The 18,080-nt window shown below is 73.2% G+C and carries 17 protein-coding genes and 1 pseudogene; 7 read left to right on the forward strand and 11 right to left on the reverse strand.

From position 1 onward, the window contains the following. Positions 1-67: 67 nt before the first annotated feature. From ACH4S9_RS24985 to ACH4S9_RS24995, 3 genes are all read right to left on the reverse strand, one after another. Positions 68-1,342 (reverse strand): beta-ketoacyl-[acyl-carrier-protein] synthase family protein, encoded by a 1,275-nt coding sequence (locus ACH4S9_RS24985; RefSeq protein WP_385348330.1) that lies wholly within the window; start codon positions 1,340-1,342, stop codon positions 68-70. Further along, complete coding sequence (locus ACH4S9_RS24990; RefSeq protein WP_398373889.1) at positions 1,339-1,746, reverse strand: cupin domain-containing protein; 408 nt, start codon at positions 1,744-1,746, stop codon at positions 1,339-1,341. The genes ACH4S9_RS24985 and ACH4S9_RS24990 overlap by 4 nt, the downstream gene beginning before the upstream one ends. A 117-nt stretch (positions 1,747-1,863) precedes the next feature. Further along, a complete protein-coding gene (locus tag ACH4S9_RS24995; protein WP_361188991.1) occupies positions 1,864-3,060 on the reverse strand; it encodes a SchA/CurD-like domain-containing protein in 1,197 nt (398 codons plus the stop codon). Positions 3,061-3,218: 158 nt separating this feature from the next. Here ACH4S9_RS24995 and ACH4S9_RS25000 point away from each other — a divergent pair, with 158 nt between their 5' ends. Then, on the forward strand, positions 3,219-4,844 hold the full coding sequence (locus ACH4S9_RS25000; protein WP_311728361.1) for an FAD-dependent monooxygenase: 1,626 nt from the start codon (positions 3,219-3,221) through the stop codon (positions 4,842-4,844). A 181-nt stretch (positions 4,845-5,025) separates the two neighbouring features. On the opposite strand, the gene ACH4S9_RS25005 is transcribed toward ACH4S9_RS25000, so the two are convergent. Then, positions 5,026-5,688, reverse strand: a complete 663-nt coding sequence (locus ACH4S9_RS25005; protein WP_398373890.1) for a DedA family protein — start codon at positions 5,686-5,688, stop codon at positions 5,026-5,028. Beyond that, positions 5,685-6,467 carry an MBL fold metallo-hydrolase gene (locus tag ACH4S9_RS25010; RefSeq protein ID WP_311728363.1) on the reverse strand — a complete coding sequence of 261 codons (783 nt, stop codon included), beginning with the start codon at positions 6,465-6,467 and terminating at the stop codon, positions 5,685-5,687. The genes ACH4S9_RS25005 and ACH4S9_RS25010 overlap by 4 nt, the downstream gene beginning before the upstream one ends. 199 nt (positions 6,468-6,666) lie before the next feature. Here ACH4S9_RS25010 and ACH4S9_RS25015 point away from each other — a divergent pair, with 199 nt between their 5' ends. Further along, on the forward strand, positions 6,667-7,698 hold the full coding sequence (locus ACH4S9_RS25015; RefSeq protein WP_398373891.1) for a dipeptidase: 1,032 nt from the start codon (positions 6,667-6,669) through the stop codon (positions 7,696-7,698). 4 nt (positions 7,699-7,702) lie between these two features. On the opposite strand, the gene ACH4S9_RS25020 is transcribed toward ACH4S9_RS25015, so the two are convergent. Genes ACH4S9_RS25020 through ACH4S9_RS25030 form a run of 3 tightly spaced genes read right to left on the reverse strand, consistent with a single transcriptional unit; the run spans position 7,703 to position 9,755 of the window. After that, positions 7,703-8,464: a fibronectin type III domain-containing protein gene (locus ACH4S9_RS25020; protein ID WP_398373892.1), complete on the reverse strand. Its 762-nt coding sequence runs from the start codon at positions 8,462-8,464 to the stop codon at positions 7,703-7,705. Beyond that, positions 8,461-9,069, reverse strand: coding sequence for a hypothetical protein (locus tag ACH4S9_RS25025; RefSeq protein ID WP_311728367.1), 609 nt, complete (start codon positions 9,067-9,069; stop codon positions 8,461-8,463). The genes ACH4S9_RS25020 and ACH4S9_RS25025 overlap by 4 nt, the downstream gene beginning before the upstream one ends. An 11-nt stretch (positions 9,070-9,080) precedes the next feature. Continuing rightward, positions 9,081-9,755 (reverse strand): cinnamyl alcohol dehydrogenase, encoded by a 675-nt coding sequence (locus ACH4S9_RS25030; protein ID WP_311728368.1) that lies wholly within the window; start codon positions 9,753-9,755, stop codon positions 9,081-9,083. A 215-nt stretch (positions 9,756-9,970) separates the two neighbouring features. On the opposite strand from ACH4S9_RS25030, the gene ACH4S9_RS25035 reads away from it, so the two are divergent. Then, the gene (locus tag ACH4S9_RS25035; protein WP_398373893.1) at positions 9,971-12,091 is read left to right on the forward strand and encodes a phage holin family protein; all 2,121 of its coding nucleotides are present in this window, start codon (positions 9,971-9,973) and stop codon (positions 12,089-12,091) included. 36 nt (positions 12,092-12,127) lie between these two features. Continuing rightward, positions 12,128-13,528, forward strand: a complete 1,401-nt coding sequence (locus ACH4S9_RS25040) for an amino acid permease (protein WP_398373894.1) — start codon at positions 12,128-12,130, stop codon at positions 13,526-13,528. Here the strand turns inward: ACH4S9_RS25040 and ACH4S9_RS25045 are convergent. Further along, positions 13,529-14,851 (reverse strand): annotated as a pseudogene (locus tag ACH4S9_RS25045) (MFS transporter); the annotation flags it as partial. It abuts the gene before it with no gap. After that, on the reverse strand, positions 14,848-15,432 hold the full coding sequence (locus ACH4S9_RS25050; RefSeq protein WP_398373895.1) for a TetR/AcrR family transcriptional regulator: 585 nt from the start codon (positions 15,430-15,432) through the stop codon (positions 14,848-14,850). The gene ACH4S9_RS25050 and the pseudogene ACH4S9_RS25045, both read right to left, overlap by 4 nt. Positions 15,433-15,548: 116 nt before the next feature. On the opposite strand from ACH4S9_RS25050, the gene ACH4S9_RS25055 reads away from it, so the two are divergent. Together ACH4S9_RS25055 and ACH4S9_RS25060 are read left to right on the forward strand one after the other, a co-directional pair. Then, positions 15,549-16,328, forward strand: a complete 780-nt coding sequence (locus ACH4S9_RS25055) for a hypothetical protein (protein ID WP_398373896.1) — start codon at positions 15,549-15,551, stop codon at positions 16,326-16,328. A gap of 143 nt (positions 16,329-16,471) precedes the next feature. Further along, the gene (locus tag ACH4S9_RS25060; protein ID WP_385348355.1) at positions 16,472-16,858 is read left to right on the forward strand and encodes a nuclear transport factor 2 family protein; all 387 of its coding nucleotides are present in this window, start codon (positions 16,472-16,474) and stop codon (positions 16,856-16,858) included. Here the strand turns inward: ACH4S9_RS25060 and ACH4S9_RS25065 are convergent. Then, positions 16,848-17,651: a helix-turn-helix domain-containing protein gene (locus ACH4S9_RS25065; protein WP_385348358.1), complete on the reverse strand. Its 804-nt coding sequence runs from the start codon at positions 17,649-17,651 to the stop codon at positions 16,848-16,850. The genes ACH4S9_RS25060 and ACH4S9_RS25065 overlap by 11 nt on opposite strands. Positions 17,652-17,745: 94 nt before the next feature. Here ACH4S9_RS25065 and ACH4S9_RS25070 point away from each other — a divergent pair, with 94 nt between their 5' ends. Continuing rightward, positions 17,746-18,051, forward strand: coding sequence for a 4a-hydroxytetrahydrobiopterin dehydratase (locus ACH4S9_RS25070; protein WP_311728376.1), 306 nt, complete (start codon positions 17,746-17,748; stop codon positions 18,049-18,051). Positions 18,052-18,080: the final 29 nt, after the last annotated feature.

An 18,080-nucleotide genomic window follows, 5' to 3' on the forward strand; every position in this document is an offset into this window, starting at 1 on the left:
GTCGCTGCTCGCTCCTCCGTCGCTGCGCGGCTCCTCAGTCCAGCCCGCGCAGCGCGCCAAGACACGCTCATGCCGAACCTCCCGCCCGGCCCAGCACCACCGCGGACTGGAAGCCGCCGAACCCGCTGCCGACCGACAGCACATTGCGCAGCGGCAGGGCGCGCGCGGTGCGCGGGACATAGTCCAGGTCGCACTCGGGGTCCGGGGTCTCGTAGTTCGCGGTGGGCGGGACCACGCCGTGGGCCAGCGCCAGGGCGCAGGCGGCGAGCTCGATCGCCCCGATCGCCCCGAGCGAATGCCCCACCATCGACTTGATCGAGCTCATCGGCGTCTTGTACGCGTGGTCGCCCAGCGACCGCTTCACCGCCGCGGTCTCATGCCGGTCGTTCTGCTTGGTGCCGGAGCCGTGCGCGTTGACGTAGTCGATCTCGGTGCTGTCGATGCGGGCGTGGCCGAGCGCATGGTTGATCGCCTCGGACATCTCCAGGCCCTCCTGGGTCAGACCGGTCATGTGGTAGGCGTTGCCGTAGGTGGCGAACCCCTTGAACTCGCAGTACGCGTCGGCCCCCCGGGCCCGCGCGTGCTCCAGCTCCTCCAGGACCAGCACGGCCGCGCCCTCGCCGAGGACGAAGCCGTCGCGGTGGGCGTCGAACGGCCGGGACGCGTGGGCCGGGTCGTCGTTGTTCGTCGAGGTCGCCTTGATGGAGTCGAAGCAGGCCACCGTGAGCGGGGTGACCGGGGTGTCCGCCGCCCCCGCCACGCACACATCGGCCCGGTCCTCCTCGATCGTCTGGAAGGCGTACCCGATCGCGTCGAGACCCGACGTACAGCCCGTCGACACGGTCTGCACCGGCCCGTGCGCTCCCGCCAGCTCCGCCACACCGGAGGCGAGCGCGCTCGGCGAGAACGCGTGGTGCAGATAAGCACCGGCCCGCCGGTGGTCCACATCCCAGCGCGCGCCGGACTCGCTGACCTTGACGTAGTCCTGCTCCAGCCGGGTGGAGGCGGCCACCGCCGAGCCCATCGACACGCCTATCCGCCATGGGTCCTTGACACCGGGCCCCCCGGGCGCGAGCCCGGCGTCGCTCATCGCCTCGGTGGCGGCCACCAGCCCGAACTGCACATACCGGTCCGAGCGTTCGATCTGCTCCTCCGACAGCCCGCAGGCCACGGGGTCGAAGTCGCACTCGGCGGCGATCCGCGAACGGAACCGGGCGGCGTCGAACAGGGTGATGCCGCGGGTCGCCGTGCGGCCCGCGGTGAGCATGTCCCAGAAGGCCGGGACACCCACGCCCCCGGGGGCGACGACACCGAGCCCGGTGACCACCACCCGTCGGGTCACGACGCGGCCTCGGCGGGCTCGGCGGTCTCGGTGTCCACATGGCCCAGCTCCGGCCGCGGGGCCAGCGGGCCGAGGTGGAACACCATCCGGGCCTCGGTGTCGCCCACGTTGCGGAACCGGTGGCGCATGTTGATGGGGATCAGCAGCCCCTGGTCGGCACGGAGCGGATGCGCCATATCGTCCAGGTCCACTTCCAGCTCACCGGACACCACGTACACGAACTCCTCGGAGTACGGGTGGTAGTGCTCGGTGACGCGCTCGCCGGGCTGTACGACGGCCATGCCCATGAAGCCGCTCGTGGCGCCCACCGTGGTGGGGGTGAGCATGGCGCGCACATCGCCGCCGCGGCGGCGGTTGGGGGCGACCGCGGAATGGTCGACGATGAGGTGGGACTGCGTGGTCATTCTGGCCTCCAAGAAGACGGCGCGGCCGCCGCGCACGACGTGTCGGTGGGTACGGGAAGGGCCGGGGGGTAGCGGGGCTACGGGCAGGGGACCCGGGGGGGAGAGGGAGCGGGAGCGTCAGTAGTCCGCCGCGCGGCGGTCGGTGACCTGAGCCATGTCGCAGTCGTCGAGGAAGCGCCGCAGCCCGGCCTCGCCGACCAGGTCGATCTTCTTCTTCCCAGCGCCGCCCGCGTCGAGGAGCCGGGTCAGCACGGCGGCCGCGCGCGGCCCGCTGACCCCGGCCGCCACCGCGGGCTCGCTGTCGAGCGGCACGCCCATGTCCACCATCCGTACGACGATGTCGTCGCGCTGGAAGACCGTGCTGCTGACGATCGTGTGCCGCCCCTTGCCCGAGGCCATCGCCGACTTCGCCTTGCTCACCGCGAGGTCGTCCTGACGGGCCAGCAGGCTGGCCACCGCCGGCCCGCAGCCGGTCTTCACCGGGTACAGCAGCATGTGGCGGTGCAGATTCGGCGGGCGGCTGGGGTCAGCGGTCAGATGGTGCACCACGGGCAGCGCGGCCCGCATGAAGAACGCCCGCGCGGCCTCCGGGTCGTCCAGGTCGCGGTCCTCCTCCAGATGCGGGTTGATGGCCTCCTCGACCGCCCGGACCTCCGGCTGTCTGGCCACATGGCGCAACGCCGCCACCAGGTCGCCCTTGACCTCGACCGCCCGTACGACACGGTTGCCGCTCATGAACAGCGAGGTGCGGCACAGCCGCGTGTGCTCGTCCACCCGGGCCTCGGGCGCGGCGTAGTCGGCCAGGATCTTGGCCACGCTCCCCTCGCTGCCCGGCTTGACGGTGAAGGTCAGCGCGTGCCGCACCAGGCCGTCGCCGATCCTCGGGGCCAGCTGCACGGGGGGCGCGGCGCGGCGGCCGGAGGCGCCCTTGCCCGAGAAGGTCTCCCGCAACACGCTGAACCGCAGCGACCGGGTGTCCTCGACACACCCGTGGAGGGGCTTGACCATCTCCCGGTGCGCGGGGCTCTCCACCCAGCTCAGAAACGGCGGGGCGCTCTCCCACTCGCTGGTGATCAGCCACTGCGAGGGGTTCTCGATCGACTGGCACAGCTGGTCGCTGATGTGCCCCGGGACCGCGGCCACCTGTTGGGACAACTGCTCGTAGGCATGCAGAAAACGCTCTTCGGCGCCCGCGTGGACCGACACCAGCAGCACCACGCGCAGCCGGGCGTCGGTGAGCATGGACTGCCGGGGCGGGGGCTCGGTCGTCGTCGTGGACTTCGCGGGCCGCGAAGTCTTGGGCAGGGTGCTCATAGGCTCTACTCCTCCTCCGGGGGCGTCCTTCGCCGGACGCGGCGCCCGTGAGTCGATCGTGGAGCGCTCCCACGGATGCCGCGAGATATGTGAGCCATCCGGGCGAAGGGGCCTACCAGACGCCTGACCAGGCATGAAACCCCGGGAATAGCAGCGAGATGAATCCCCATGTCGATGAGCGTGTGCCAGTACTCGTCGTGGGCGGCTCCCTGGTGGGACTGTCCGCCTCACTCTTCCTGGGCCGTCTGGGCGTCGGACACCTGCTCGTGGAGAAACACGCGAGCACCTCCACACACCCCCGAGGGCGCGGCAACAACCTCCGGACCATGGAGCTGTTCCGCACCGCGGGGGTGGAACAGGCGATCCGCGAGGCCGCGTCCGTCCTGGACGGCAACCATGGCATCCTCCAGGCCGAATCCCTCACCGGAATGGACCACAACTGGCTGTTCCGGGAGATCGACCCGGGTGGCACCATGCGCGGGCTCAGCCCCTCAGGCTGGTGTCTGTGCAGCCAGAACGACCTCGAACCCGTCCTGCTGCGGACCGCCCAGGAGCTGGGCGGCGAGCTGCGGTTCTCCACCGAACTGATCTCCTTCGAGCAGGACGCCGAAGGGGTGACCGCGGTCGTCCAGCACCGCGAGTCGGGCCGTACCTCCGTGGTGCGCGCCGACTACCTCATCGCCGCCGACGGCCCCCGCAGCTCCGTACGGCGCCGGCTGGGCATCGGCCAGACCGGCCACGGCGAGCTGTTCCACAACGTCAGCATCACCTTCCGCGCCAAGCGCCTCGCCGATGTGGTGGGCGACCGCCGCTTCATCGCCTGCTACCTCACCAACCCGGAGGCCGACGGGGCGCTGCTCCCGGTGGACAACGTCGAACAGTGGGTCTTCCACGCCCCCTGGCACCCCGAGACCGGGGAGACCCTGGAGGACTTCACCGACGAGCGGTGCGCCGAACACATCCGCAGGGCCACCGGCGTCCGCGACATGGAGGTCGAGATCACCGGCAAGGCCCCCTGGCACGCGGCCGAACGGGTGGCCGAGCGCTACCGCGAAGGCCGGATCTTCCTCGCCGGGGACTCCGCCCACGAGATGTCCCCCACCGGCGCCTTCGGCTCCAACACCGGCATCCAGGACGCTCACAACCTTGCCTGGAAACTCGCCGCCGTCCTCGGCGGCTGGGCCGGACCCGGCCTGCTGGACACCTACGGCGCCGAACGCCAGCCGGTCGCCGTGGCCACCAGCGCCCGCGCCGCCGCGCGCTCCGCCGAACACAGCCACCCCGGCTACACCGCGCCACCGTCCACCGGCCGGCAGAGCGATGTGCTCGCGGTGGCCATGGGCTACCGCTACGCCTCCGACGCGATCCTCGGCGCCGACCCCGCCGTCCCCGTCGTCCCCGAGCGCTTCACCGCCGTCGGCGAACCCGGCGGCCGCGCCCCGCACCTGTGGATCGACCGCGACGGCACCCGGCTGTCCACCCTCGACCTCTACGAGCGCACCTGTGTCCTGCTCACCGGCCCCGAAGGCGCCGCCTGGCACGGCGCCGCCCTGCGCGTCGCCGACCGCCTCGACATGCCGCTGGCCGCCTACCGCATCGGCCCCGACCCCACCCACGACCTGACCCCCGACCCCGGCGTCGACTGGACCGAACTCCACGGCACCACCCCCCGGGGCGCGGTCCTCATCCGCCCCGACGGCTTCATCGCCTGGCGCGCACCGGACGCCGCGCGCGAACCGGAGCGCACCCTGGCCGAAGCCCTCCGATCCGTCCTCTGCCGCTGACCCCGCCGCCCCGCCCGGGCCCGGCCGCCCCCTCGTCGGCCGGGCCCCGCACGGCCACTTACGCGGCGTCGGGGCCGGAGGTGTCCGGGAACGAATGATGCTCGCGCGCCACGACCCAACGGCCCCGCTCCTTGCGCAGCCCGAGGCTGAGCCGCAGCCGGCTCGCCGGCCGGCCCGGCGGTCAGCCCGTCGCCTCGCTGTGTGCCTCGCGGCGGGCCCGGGTGCGGCGGCGGAGGGCGGGGGCGGCGCCGACGAGGACGGTGAGGGCGATCGCGGCGGCCACGCCCTCCCAGGGCCTGGCGAAGAGCGTGCCGCCGAGGATGCCGATGAGCGCGTAGGTCGCGGCCCAGGCCAGCGCCGCCGGGGCGTCCCCGCGGGCGAAGCGCCGCATGGGCATGCGGGAGAGCAGGCAGGCCAGCATCACCGGGATGCGTCCGGCCGGGAGCAGCCGGGACAGGACCAGCACCGCCACCCCGTGCTCGTCGAGCCGGGTCCGGGCCTGGGCCAGGCGTTCGGGGGCGGCGCGGCCCTGGATTTGGGCGAGCCAGCGGGAGCCGTTCTTCGAGCGGAGGCCGCGGCGGCCGAGCCAGTAGAGGGCGATGTCGCCGAGGAAGGCCGCGAAGGACGCCACGGCGAAGACGACCAGCAGCGACAGGGGCGGCACGCTCTGATGGACCGCCACCACGGCCGCCGAGCTCACCACCGCCCCGGTCGGCACCACCGGCACCAGCGAGCCCAGCACCACCAGCAGGAACAGCGAGGGATAGCCCACTGCCTGCTGGGTCGACTCGGGCGGCACGCTCCGCGCGAGATCGCCGATGCCTTCCAGTATGCGGCCGGTCATCTGGCGGTCTCCAGGCGTACGCACTCGCCGTGCCGCAGCGGGTGCACCACCGCGTCGGGGGCCAGCTGTCCGGCGTGCCGGACGAAGTCGTCGCCGGGCGCGTGGAATTCGTGCGGGCGGACCCAGTCCATGCCGATCGGCCAGAACGTGCCGTAGTGCACGGGGATCGCGGTGCGCGCGCCCAGCCGGGCCAGGGCCTCGGCGGCCCGGTGGGCGTCGAGGTGGCCGTGGCCGAGGTAGGGGCCCCAGCCGCCGACCGGCAGCAGCGCCACATCGCAGTCGCCCACCGCCCGCGGCATGCCGTCGAACAGCCCGGTGTCGCCCGCGAAGTACGTCGTTGCCTCGCCCCGCAGGACATAGCCGAGCGCGGGCACCCCGCTCGGCCCGTACGGCAGCCGTCTGCCGTCGTGCGCGGCCGGCACGGCCCGGATCCGGACCTCGCCCACCGCGATCTCCTCGCCCGGCCGCACCTCCGTGACCCGCAGCTCCCGCGCCCGCGCCACCCGCCGCAGCCCCGGCACGGCCCGCCCCGCGCCGCGCGGCACCACCAGCCGGGTGCCGGGGCGCAGCCGCATCAGCGAGCCGAGGTGGAGGTGGTCGGCGTGCAGATGGGAGACCAGCGCGACATCGGCGACCGCGGCGGCGGGCGGCGGCACGGGCCCGCGGCGCCGCCGCAGATGCGCCAGCCGCTGTACGAACAGCGGGTCGGTCAGCACGCGCACACCGGAGTCCCGCACGGTGGTGGTGGCATGCCCCCACCAGGTGATCTCCACCGACACTCGGACCCTCCCTCGTGGCTCCGCCCGGACCAGTGGACGGCGGCGCGGACGGTTATGTGCCCCTCGATCCTCTCACCGCGCCCGGCGGCGGCCGACAGCCCCTGCCCCCTCGATATTCCATGGCGCGGAACCCGGCCCGTGGGGCACCCTGCCCCCGGACGCTCCGATCGACCGCCTGACCGCAAAGGAATGCCCGTACGTGTCCTCGTACCTGGAACTCCACCGCCGCGCGGTGGTCGCCGACGCCCACAACGACCTGCTGGTCGCCGTCACCGCCCGCCCGCCGCGCCGCTGGGCCTCCTTCTTCCGCGACCAGTGGCTGCCCCAGCTGCGCGAGGGCGGGGTGGACCTCCAGGTGCTGCCGGTCTTCATCGAGGACTGGTTCCGCCCCGAGGGCGCGCTGCGCGAGACGCTGCGGATGATCGAGTGCGCGCACACCCTCGCCGAGGGCAACGCGGACGAGGTACGGCTGTGCCTGGACGGGGACGACATCGACCGCGCCCTGGACGAGGGCAGGATCGCGCTGGTTCTGGCGCTGGAGAGCGCCCCAGGACTGGACGCGAACGTGGAGCTGATCCCGACCCTGTACCGGCTCGGGGTGCGCATGGCCTCCATCGCCCACTGGGGACGTACCGCCCTGGCCGACGGCAGTGGCGAGGACGCCACCGGCAGCCGGCTCACCGAGGCGGGGGTGGCGGCGCTGGCGGAGATGGAGCGACTGGGGATGCTCTTCGACGTCTCCCATCTGGGCGCCTCGGGCGTCGCCCATGTGCTGGAGTTGGCCACCCGGCCCGTGCTGGCCACCCACTCCTCCGCCCGTGCCCTGCTGGACCACCACCGCAACCTCACCGACGAACAGATCCGCGGCATCACCGCGACCGGCGGCATGGTGTGCGTGAACTTCCTCGGCGAGTTCCTGGCCACCGACCCCGCCGAGCGCACGGTGGACCGGCTGGCCGACCACATCCTGCATGTCATCGAGGTCGCGGGCGTGGACCGGGTGGGCCTGGGGCCCGACTTCATCAAGGAGGTCAGCGCGGACGTCAGCCCGCCGTGCTGCGAGGACCTCGAGTACGCCGAGCTGGTGGTGCCCGGGCTTGAGGGCCCCCGGGGGCTGCCCCTGGTCACCGAGGCGCTGGTCCGCAGGGGCCTGCCCGAGGGCGACATCCTCAAGGTCCTCGGCGGGAACGTCCTGGAGCTGTTCCGCAAGGAGCTCGGCCGCCCCGCGTGAGCCGTTACCGCTGGGGCGAGGCCCCCGTCTTGAGGTGCACGACGTTGGACCGCTCGCCGTAGCGGAAGGCCCGCACCCGGTACGTCGCCCGCTTCTCGTTCTCCAGGGTGATCAGGCCGAAGGAGTTGATGTCCGGGTCCAGGACGGCGACCGGCCGGAAGCGGTCGCCGCCCCGCGGCCGGTCCTCCAGCAGATAGCCCTGCTCGTCGGAGGCGTGGTCGGTCCAGGTGAACCTGATGCCGTTGGCGTGCATGACGGTCGCCCGCAGCCCCGTGGGGGCCGCCGCCCCGGCCGCCCCGGCCGCTCCGGGTGTGACGGAGCCGGTACGGACGGCGGTCTGGCGCTGCGTCCGGGGCGGCGCCCACTCGTGGTCGTCCTTCTGGTCCTTCTCCGTGAACTCCCCCTTCGGCAGCCGTACGTCGACCGGCCGCGAGGCGGGCCCGTAGTAGGGGCGCACGCGGTAGTAGAAGGGCGTCTCGGGCATCAGTTCGGGGTGCCGGTACGAGGTCCGGCCGAGCGGGAGGTAGTCGAGGATCGTGTACGGCCCCTCGGGTTCGGTCGCGAACTCGACGATCCGGCCGGCGGCTCCCGGCTCCGTGCCCGTCCATCTCAGGGTGATGTCCACCGGCGAGGTCAGGGTGGCCGTCAGCCTGGTGCCGGTGGCCGATTCGGCGGGGCGGGTGGCGGACGGCCGGGGCGAGGAGCAGCCGGCCAGGCCGGCGGCGACGAGGACCGCCGCCGCCAGGGCTCGGAGCGCGCCGCTCACTTGCGCCAGAACTTGACGTTGCTCCACACCACCGTGGCCGGGCCGTTGCCACTGCTGGTGCGGTACGCGCCGAACTTGTCGTAGAAGCTGCCGCCGGGGCTGTCGACGGTGTGCTTCAGCGATCCGTTGATGTACGTGCGGTGTTCCTTGCCCACCTGGTGCACGGTGTTCACCCGCACCGTGGCGCCGACGGTCCCGGCGTTCGAGAGGGTGTCCCCGCCGTGCACGGCGTACAGCCGCCCGCCGCGCTCGACGGCCAGCATGAAGTACGGGCCCGCGGCGCCGTCCGTGTCGTTGAACGTCTGCTTCAGGCTGATCCGCGTGCCGCCCATGCTGGTGACCTTGAAGTACCCCTCGAACTGGCGGGTGCCGCCGGTGTACGTGTCGTACCGCCGCTCGGCGCGCTGGTCGCCGCCGGCCGTGGAACAGGTGAGGGTGAAGGTCAGGCCGTCGACCTGGCCGCAGCCCCGCTCCTGCACCTTGAACGAGGGAGACTCGGAGGTCCAGCCGCCGGGCTCGACCTCGGCGTGGGCGGCGGTCGGTACCGCCAGGAGCAGTCCGCAGGCGGCCGACGCGGCGGCGATCACACGATGCTTTCCCGACATCTCGCGCTCCTCTACTGAACCCAATAGTGGATGTTGCGGAACCGGGCCTCGGCCCGGCCACTGCCGTGGTGGTACACGCCGTTCTTGAAGTGGCGCGTCGCCGGGCCGCGGTCGTCGACGGTCAGAACCAGCTGGTCGTCGGCGTAGACCCGGATCCGCCCGGCGTCGGCGTCGTGCGCGACCTTCAGGTTCCACCACTTGTTGTAGACACCGGTCTTGACGACCTGGTCCGTGTAGCGCTTGACGGTGCCGCCGTTCTCACTGGACACGCGCAGCATGATGTCGGTCGCGGGGGTGCCGGACGGGTGCTTGACCCGCAGGATCTGCATGAAGTCCGCGCCGTTGGTGCCGGACGGGATGTACACGTCGGCGTCCCACATGCGCTTGCCCGAGGTGTACTCCTGGTTCCACCGCATCTCGGTGCGCGGATCGGTCGAGCTGCCCTCTTCCAGGGGCTCGTCGGTGGAGTACACCCACATGGTGTGTGTCTTGGAGCCGGAGTCGTACGTGTAGCGCTCGCTCAGGTCCAGGTTCCACGGCTTGTGCATGGCGTAGGTGAAGGACTTCTGCTGCCAGCCGTCCGTCGGCGACTGTACGGCGGGCGCGGGTGTCCCCGGAGCCACGCCCGTCAGCGCCGCCGCGAGCGCGGCGACGGCGAGGAGCGTTCTGATGCGTAATGCGGGCATGTGATCGTCACCTCCAGTCAATGGATCATGGTCTAGACCAAGAGTCACGGTAGGCCCGCCCGCATGGCGTGTCCATATCAATGAACGAAATTCTTATAGAGAGACGGCGACGGGGGGAAACGGCACCGGCCGGGCCCGAAATCCGCTGTGACAGGCTGGGGGACGGCCCGCGCGTGTCGAGCGGGCCAGGAACACGAGGTTGGTGCGGCGTGCAGATGCCCCGATGGAAAACCGTGGGCGCGGCCCTGCTGCGAGTGATCGCGGTATGGGCGGTGTCCACGCTCACCATGCTGGCGCTCGCGGCGATCCTGCCCGACTTCCGGCTCCAGTCCGCCGACGGCGACAGCGCGACCCGTGTCGCGATCACCGCCGCGAGCGGGGCGGGGGCCTTCGGCCTGCTCAGCGCGCTGGTGTGGCCGCTGCTTGTGCGGGCCCTGCTGCTGGTGCCCGCCTTCGTGCTCGGCCTGCTGGTGTTCGTGCTCAACGGCTCACTGCTGCTGATCGCGCTGAGCCTGATCCCGGACGGGCGCGGCGCGGCCGAGCCCGAGACCGCCGTTGTGGTCGCGGCGGTGATGTCCGCCGCGTCCTCGGCGACCAGCACCTTCCTGGCCGTACGGGACGACGGCGCCTACCGCCGCCGGCTCGCGCGGCTCGCGGACCGCCGACGGCGCCGCCTGGGCGGTCCGGGCGGGGGGCCGCAGCCGCCCGGGACGGTGTTCCTCCAGATAGACGGCGTGGGACACGATGTGCTGCGGGACGCGGTGTGCGACCGCGGAAACCGGCCGCCGCTCATGCCGACCCTCGCGAGCTGGGTGGACACCACCCATACGCTCACCCCCTGGCGCACCGACTGGTCCAGCCAGACCGGCGCCAGCCAGCTCGGCATCCTGCACGGCTCCAACGAGGACGTGCCCGCCTTCCGCTGGTACGAGAAGCAGACCCGCCAGGTGATGGTCAGCAACCGGCCGACCAGCGCGGCCGAGTTGCAGCGCCGGGCCGCGGCCCGCACCGGCGACGGGGGGCTGCTCACCGTCGACGGGGCCAGCCGCGGCAACCTGTTCACCGGCGGCGCCGAGGAGCTGGCGCTGGTGCTCTCGGTGGCGGCCCGGCGCGGCAGGCACAACCGCTCCCGGAGCGGCTACTTCGCGTACTTCAGGGACCCCGCGAACGCGACCCGCACCGCCGGCTCCTTCCTTGCCGAGGTCTTCCGCGAGCTCGGCCAGGCGGCGCGCGCCAGGCTGAGGCGCTCGGCGCCGCGCGTGGGGCGCGGCGGGCTGTACCCCTTGATCCGCGCCTTCGCCACCGTCGTGGAACGGGATGTGGTGGTCGCCGCGGTGATGGGCGACATCCTGTCCGGGCGCACCGCCATCTACGCCGACCTGGTGGCCTATGACGAGGTGGCGCACCACTCCGGGCCACGCAGCCGCGACACCCACCAGGTGCTGCGCCGCCTCGACCGCTGTGTCGCGCTGATCGCCAAGGTCGTCGAGCACGCGCCGCGCGACTACCGCATCGTGCTGCTCTCCGACCACGGGCAGAGCCCCGGCGCGACCTTCGCCGACGCCTACGGCCTCACCCTGGAGGACCTGGTGCGGGCCGGCTGCGGGCTGACCGTGCCCCGGCAGGCCGGGCGTACACCCACCGGTGCGGAGGCGCGCGAGGCGGCGCGCGCCGCGCTGCGCCGGCCCGAGCCGGACGGCGACGGCCACGGCCCCTCCGACCCGGTGGTGCTGGCCTCCGGCAACCTGGGCCTGGTGTCCTTCCCCGACGTACCGGGCCGGATGAGCCGCGAGGAGATCGACCGCCGCCACCCCGCGCTGCTGCGCACCCTCGCCGACCACCCCGGGGTGGGCTTTCTGCTCGTACGATCCGAGCGGCACGGCGCGGTGGTGCTGGGCGCGGACGGCGCCGAGCACCATCTCGACACCGGCCGCGTCGTGGGGCGCAGCCCGCTCGCGGCCTTCGGGGACGGCGCCGCGGCCGCCGTGCGGCGCACCGCGCGTTTCCCGAACGCCCCCGACATCATGGTCAACTCCGCGTACGACCCGGCCACCGGCGAGGTGCACGCCTTCGAGGGACAGATCGGCTCGCACGGCGGGCTCGGCGGGGCGCAGAGCCACCCCTTTCTGCTGTGGCCCATCGAGCTCAGCCCGCCCACCCGGCCGGGGGAGGAGCTGGTGGGCGCCGAGCGGGTGCACACCGTGCTGCGGCGCTGGCTGCGGGAGGCGGACGGGCCGCAGATCCCGCGCCAGACGGGTGAGGAATCACGGCGGCCCGGGGGTGTCACCGCAGCATCTTCGGCGGCCCCGCCGCCCATGCCGGACAAAACCCGGTGATTTTGCGCATCGTGCGCATTCCCCGACCATGGCGGGATGCATGACCCGCACCCCGCCCGCCGCTTCGGCCTGCCCACGGCGACGGCGCTCGTCATGGGCAACATCATCGGTGGCGGCATCTTTCTGCTCCCCGCCTCCGTCGCCCCGTACGGCACCGTCAGCCTGCTCGCCTTCGCCGTCCTGACCGTCGGCGCGGTCGCGCTCGCGCTCGTCTTCGGCCGGCTGGCGGAGCGCGATCCGCGCACCGGCGGGCCGTATGTCTACGCGCGCGCGGCGTTCGGCGACTTCGCGGGGTTTCTGTCCGCCTGGTCGTACTGGACCATGACCTGGGTGAGCAACGCGGCGCTCGCGGTGGCGGCCGTGGGCTACGTCCATGTGCTGGCCCCCGGGCACCAGTCCAAGGGCGTCGACCTGGCCGTGGCGCTGCTGGCGCTGTGGCTCCCGGCGCTCGCGAACCTGGCGGGCACCCGCTGGGTCGGCGCGGTGCAGATCGTCTCGACGGTGCTGAAGTTCGTGCCGCTGCTCTTCGTCGCCGTCGCCGGGCTGTTCTTCTTCGACCCGCACAACCTCGGCCCGTTCAACGCGGGCGGCGGCAGCGCGGTCGGCGGGCTCTCGGCGGCGGCCGCGATCCTGCTCTACAGCTATGTGGGCGTCGAGTCGGCGTCGATGAGCGCGGGCGAGGTGCGCGACCCTGAGCGCAACGTCGGGCGGGCCAGCGTGCTGGGCACCGTGGGCGCCGCCGTGGTCTACCTCGTCGGCACGCTGTCGGTCTTCGGCACCGTGGCCCACCGGGACCTGGTGAACTCGACCGCCCCCTTCTCCGACGCCGTCGACGCCATGTTCGGCGGCGCCTGGGGCGGCACCCTGATCGCGCTGGCCGCCGTGGTGTCCATCGTCGGCGCGCTCAACGGCTGGATCCTGATGAGCGCCCAGGCCCCGTACGCCGCCGCCCGCGACGGGCTCTTCCCCGCCGCGTTCGCCGCCAAGCGGCGCGGGGTGCCGACCTTCGGCGTGCTCGTCGGCACCGCCCTCGCCTCGCTGCTCACCGTGGTCAACTACACCTCGGGCTCGGACGGGGTCTTCGAGACCCTCGTCCTGATCACCACCTTCTCGGCCACCGTCCCGTATCTGCTGGCCGCCGGCGCCCAGGTCCACTTCCTGCTGACCGGGCGCCGGGACGAGGTGCGCCCCGGCCGCTTCGCCCGGGACCTGCTACTCGCGCTGCTCGGCTTCGGCTTCTCCTTCTGGCTGGTCGCGGGCGCCGGATACGCCGCCGTCTACCAGGGCACGCTCTTCCTCTTCGCCGGTGTGCTGGTCCACGTGCTGATGGCCGCCCGCCGCGCCGCCGGCCGGACCGGACCCGCGGCCCCCGCGGAGACCGCCCGCGCGGACGGCGCGCCCCCGGCCGGCGGGAGCGCCGCCGGGTCGGCCGCCTGACCGGGGCAGCCGGGCCGCGAGGAGCGCCCCGGCCGCGGCGACGGCGGCCAGGACCGACAGCGCGGCGCCCATCGTCGTGAGCGCCATGAGCATGGTGGCCGCGGCGACGCCCAGCGCCGGGCCGATGTTCATCGCGGTCTGCTGAAGCCCGCCCGCCACCCCGGCGTGATCCGCCGGAGCCTGGCGGACGACCACGGCCGTCGCGGTGACCATCGCCGCGGCGAATCCGGCGCCGATCGCGAGAAAGCAGCCGCCGATCTCCAGGGCCGTGGGCGCCGGGCCGAGCCGGGAGAACAGCAGCACGCCGAGGGCGAGCAGCGCCATCCCCGCCACGGCCGTCGGGCGGGGCCCGTACCGGCGCAGCAGCAGGGCACAGACCGGCGCGCCAAGCACCATCATGGCGGGCAGCGGCAGCGCCCTGAGTCCGCTGGCCAGCGGGTCCAGCGCGAGCACGTCCTGGAGGAAGTACGTGGCGACGAACAGGGTCCCGAACACCGCGGCCGACGCCGCCACCAGGATCCCGAGCGCCGGGGCGACGGCCGCCGCCCGCAGCACGCCCGGCGGCAGCAGGGGGTGCGCGGCGCGCCGCCCGTGCCGGACGAACGCGGCTCCGGCCGCCACCGTGGCGAGGGCCCCGAGCGCGGTCGCCGCCGTCCGGCCGGCCTCCGGCAGCGCGACGAGCGTATGCACCAGGGATGCCAGGGCCAGCGCGAGGAGGAGGGCGCCGGGCACATCGAGCGGGAGGTCGGCGGCCCGCTTCGGCTCCGGGATCCGCACGACGAGCGCCAGGACACCGATCAGCAGTGCCGGTGCCACGGTCAGGAAGAAGACCGAGCGCCAGCCCAGTTGATCCGTCAGCGCCCCGCCGACCAGCGGGCCGGCCGCGGCCGCCACCCCGATGGCGCTGGTGCGCAGGGCGATGGGCATGCCGATCCGGTCCGGCGGATACGCGGCCCGCAGCATCCCGAGCGTGGCCGGTTGCAGCAGCGCGCCGAACACCCCCTGGGCGACCCGCAGGCCGATCACCCAGCCGACCCCGGGCGCCAGGCCGATGCCCGCCGACGTGGCGGCGAAGCCCAGCGTGCCGACCGCGAACAGCCGCTGGTGGCCGTAGCGGTCGCCGAGGCGCCCGGCGAAGACGAGCAGGCCCGCCACCGCGATGAGATAGCCGGTGCTGGTCCACTGCACCGCGGTGAACGAGGCGTGCAGATCCCGCCGCATGGCGGGCTGCGCGACGGTCAGCACGGTGCCGTCCAGGGCCACGATCGCGGCCCCGGCGACGCTGCCGACGAGCGTGAAGCGGCGGTGCCGCGAGGCGCTCACGACCGCTCAGGCCCCAGGTGCGCGTCCAGCGCGGCGCGCAGCAGCGGCTCGACGTCGTCGGCGCCCGTGCCGAGCTGGAGGCTGCCCCAGCCCCACAGCTGGACGATGCCGTGCAGATTGGCCCACAGCGCGCCCGCGACGACCCGGGGCGCCGCGTCGGCCGCCGGCCGCGCCCGGGCGACCAGGTCGACCAGCACCTCGAAGAGCGGCAGGCTGGTGTCGCGCAGGCCGAGGTGGTCGCTCTCCAGCAGGTCATGGCGGAACATCAGCTCGAACATGCCGCGGTTGGTGAGCGCGAAGTCGAGGTAGACCCGGCTCAGCGCCATCAGTTGGGCGCGCGGCGCGGCCTTGCCGTCCCCGACCGCCTCGGCGACCTGCGCGGCGAGCGCGCCGAAGCCCTGCCGGGCGATCGCGGACAACAGCGCCAGGTGGGTGGGGAAGTAGCGGCGCGGGGCGCCGTGGGACACCCCGGCCCTGCGGGCGATCTCCCGCAGCGTCAGGGACGCCATCCCCTCCCTGGTCACCAGGTCGACGCCGACCTCGATCAGACGGGATCGCAGCCCCGTGTCGTGTTCGCTCATAGACACTGTCTACCAGGAAGGGTAGACAGTGTCTACTAGGCCCGGGATCCAGCCGGTTGGGCCAGAATGATGGACCGACACATAGGTGACGACTCGTGAGAAACCTTGAGGCCGACATGACTGAGCAGCAGCCGCCGACACCCCCTCAGCCCCAGGGACTTCCCCCGCAGCCGCAAGGGCTTCCCCCGCAGCCCGCGGGCATCCCGCCGCAGCCGGGACAGTTCCCGGCCCTCGCCCCCGCCGCGGCCCCGGCCCCGCGACAGGGCCGGTTCTCGCTGCGCAATCCGCTGGTCACCGCGGCCATCGGCCTCGTGGTCGGGCTGGCCGCGGCCGGCATACCCGCGCTGCTCTCGGACGACGACGGCGGGGGCTTCGGCGGCGGGGGCGGCGGAGGCGAGCTCAGCGCCCCCGCGAAGCTCGACGGGCTCAGACCGCTCGTGGACGCCCAGCGCGAGTCCAACGGCGCCAAGGGCGAGAAGACGGCCGAACAGCTCGCCGAGGAGGCGCGCCTGAGCGGCGAGCGGGTGTCCAAGGCGTACGGCGGTGCCGCCGCCGTGGTGAAGCAGTATGTCGACAAGGACTTCCAGACGACCGCGACGCTGATCGCGGTCCGCAGCCGCGCCCCCGAGCCGTACGTCCTCTACGTGGACCCGAAGCGGCTCGCGCTGGCCAAGGCGCCGGACGAGCTCAAGACCATCGGCGATGTCTCGTGCGTGCTCTACAACCAGCCCACCATGGAGGGATCCGAACCCACCGCGGACTCCGTGCACGTCACCTACTGCCAGCGCACCGGCGCCGGGCTGACCGTCCAGGTCCGTACGGCCGGCAGCGGCGTGTCCAACCGGCCCGACAAGGTCGCGGACCTGGTCGAGGAGGCCTGGTCGGCGCTGTCCTGAGCCGGGCCGTCGTCATTACCTGGCGGGTAATCGACCGGGCGAGCCGTCGGCGGCAGGGTGGAGGCATCGGGTTCCGGGCCGGCGCACTCCGGCTCGGGACCCGGTCCCACCAGTGGATTTCATGCCATGAGGAGAGCCCTGCCATGACCGCCCAGTCGCAGTACGAGACCGCCGTCGCCCGCTACTTCGAGGCGTGGAACGCGACCGACGCCGAGGCCCGCGCCAAGGCCGTCGCCGCCGCCTGGACCGAGAACGGCGGCTACACCGACCCCCTCGCGGCGGTCAGCGGCCACGACCAGCTCGCGGCGGTCATCGCCGGGGCCCAGGAGCAGTTCCCCGGCTTTGTCTTCCAGCACACCGGGACCGTCGACGGACACCACGACACCGCCCGCTTCACCTGGGAGCTGGTCTCCACGGCCGACGGCTCCGCGCCCGTCGCCGGGTCCGATGTGATCACCCTGGCCGAGGACGGCCGGATCCGCTCCGTCCTCGGCTTCCTGGACCGGGTCCCGGCGGCCCCTACGGCATGAGCCGCCGCAGGGCCTGCGCCGTCTCCGGGTCGGCCGGGAGCAGGGTCTCGATGGCCAGCTCGGAGACGGTGACGTCCATGGGGGTGTTGAAGGTCGTGATCGTGGACACGAACGACAGCACCTCTCCCGCGTGCTCGATCACCATCGGCAGCGCGAACGGCGCGTGGTCCCCGCCCACGGCCGCCTCCTCCCGGCCCCCCGCGTCCACCGGATAGGCGCTGACCTCCTCGTACAGCTCCCGCAGCGGCGAGGAGCGCAGCAGGGCCAGCTGCCGCTCCATCTGCTCCAGCAGATGGCCGCGCCACTCGCGCAGATTGCGGATCCGCGGGGCCAGCCCGTCCGGGTGCAGGGTGATGCGCATCGCGTTCATCGGCGGCCGGAGAAGGTGCTCCGCGACCCCCTCAAGCACCGCGGCCATGGCCCGGTTCGCCGCCACCACGTGATACGTGCCGTCCACGACGATCGCGGGGTACGGGTCGTAGGCCGTCAGCAGCCGCTCCATCCCCTCGCGCAGCGGGCCCATCAAGGGGTCGTCCAACGAGGTCTCCGGGTAGTGCGGTGCGTAACCCGCCGCGATCAGCAGGGCGTTGCGCTCGCGTACGGGCACGTCCAGGTGTTCGGCGAGGCGCAGCACCATCTCCTGGCTGGGCCTGGCCCGCCCGGTCTCGATGAAGCTGATGTGGCGGGCGGAGGAGTCGGCGCGCAGCGCGAGTTCGAGCTGGCTGATGCGCCGCCGGTCCCGCCATTCGCGCAGCAGCGAGCCCACCCCCGGGGCAGTCACGGCAGTCGTCATACCCCGACCGTAACCGAACACGTGCCGCCCGCCTCGCGGGTGGTCGGAGGGGTGCGTGGGAGGGTGGGACCAGTCGCGACGAAAGGGAGGCGCCATGGCCGTCGAGCCGCTGTCGAACGAGGAGATCGAGCGGGGCCTCGCGGACCTCCCCGGCTGGTCGCTGCGGGACGATCTGCTGGTGCGCGGCTACTCCTTCCCGGGCCACCCGGCCGCGGCCCGCCTGGTGGCCGAGGTCGCCGAGGCGCAGGAGGAGCTGGGACACCATTCCGATCTGACCCTCGGCTACAACAAGGTCGGCGTCTCGGTGAACACCCACAGCGTCGGCGGCAAGGTGACCGAACTCGACCTCCGGCTCGCCCACCGCATCGAGGACATCGCCCGCGCACAGGGCGTCGCCTAGCCGCTGCCCAACAGGTCGAGTTGCCGGAA

This window comes from Streptomyces sp. NPDC021225, assembly GCF_044332865.1.
GTDB lineage: Bacteria > Actinomycetota > Actinomycetes > Streptomycetales > Streptomycetaceae > Streptomyces.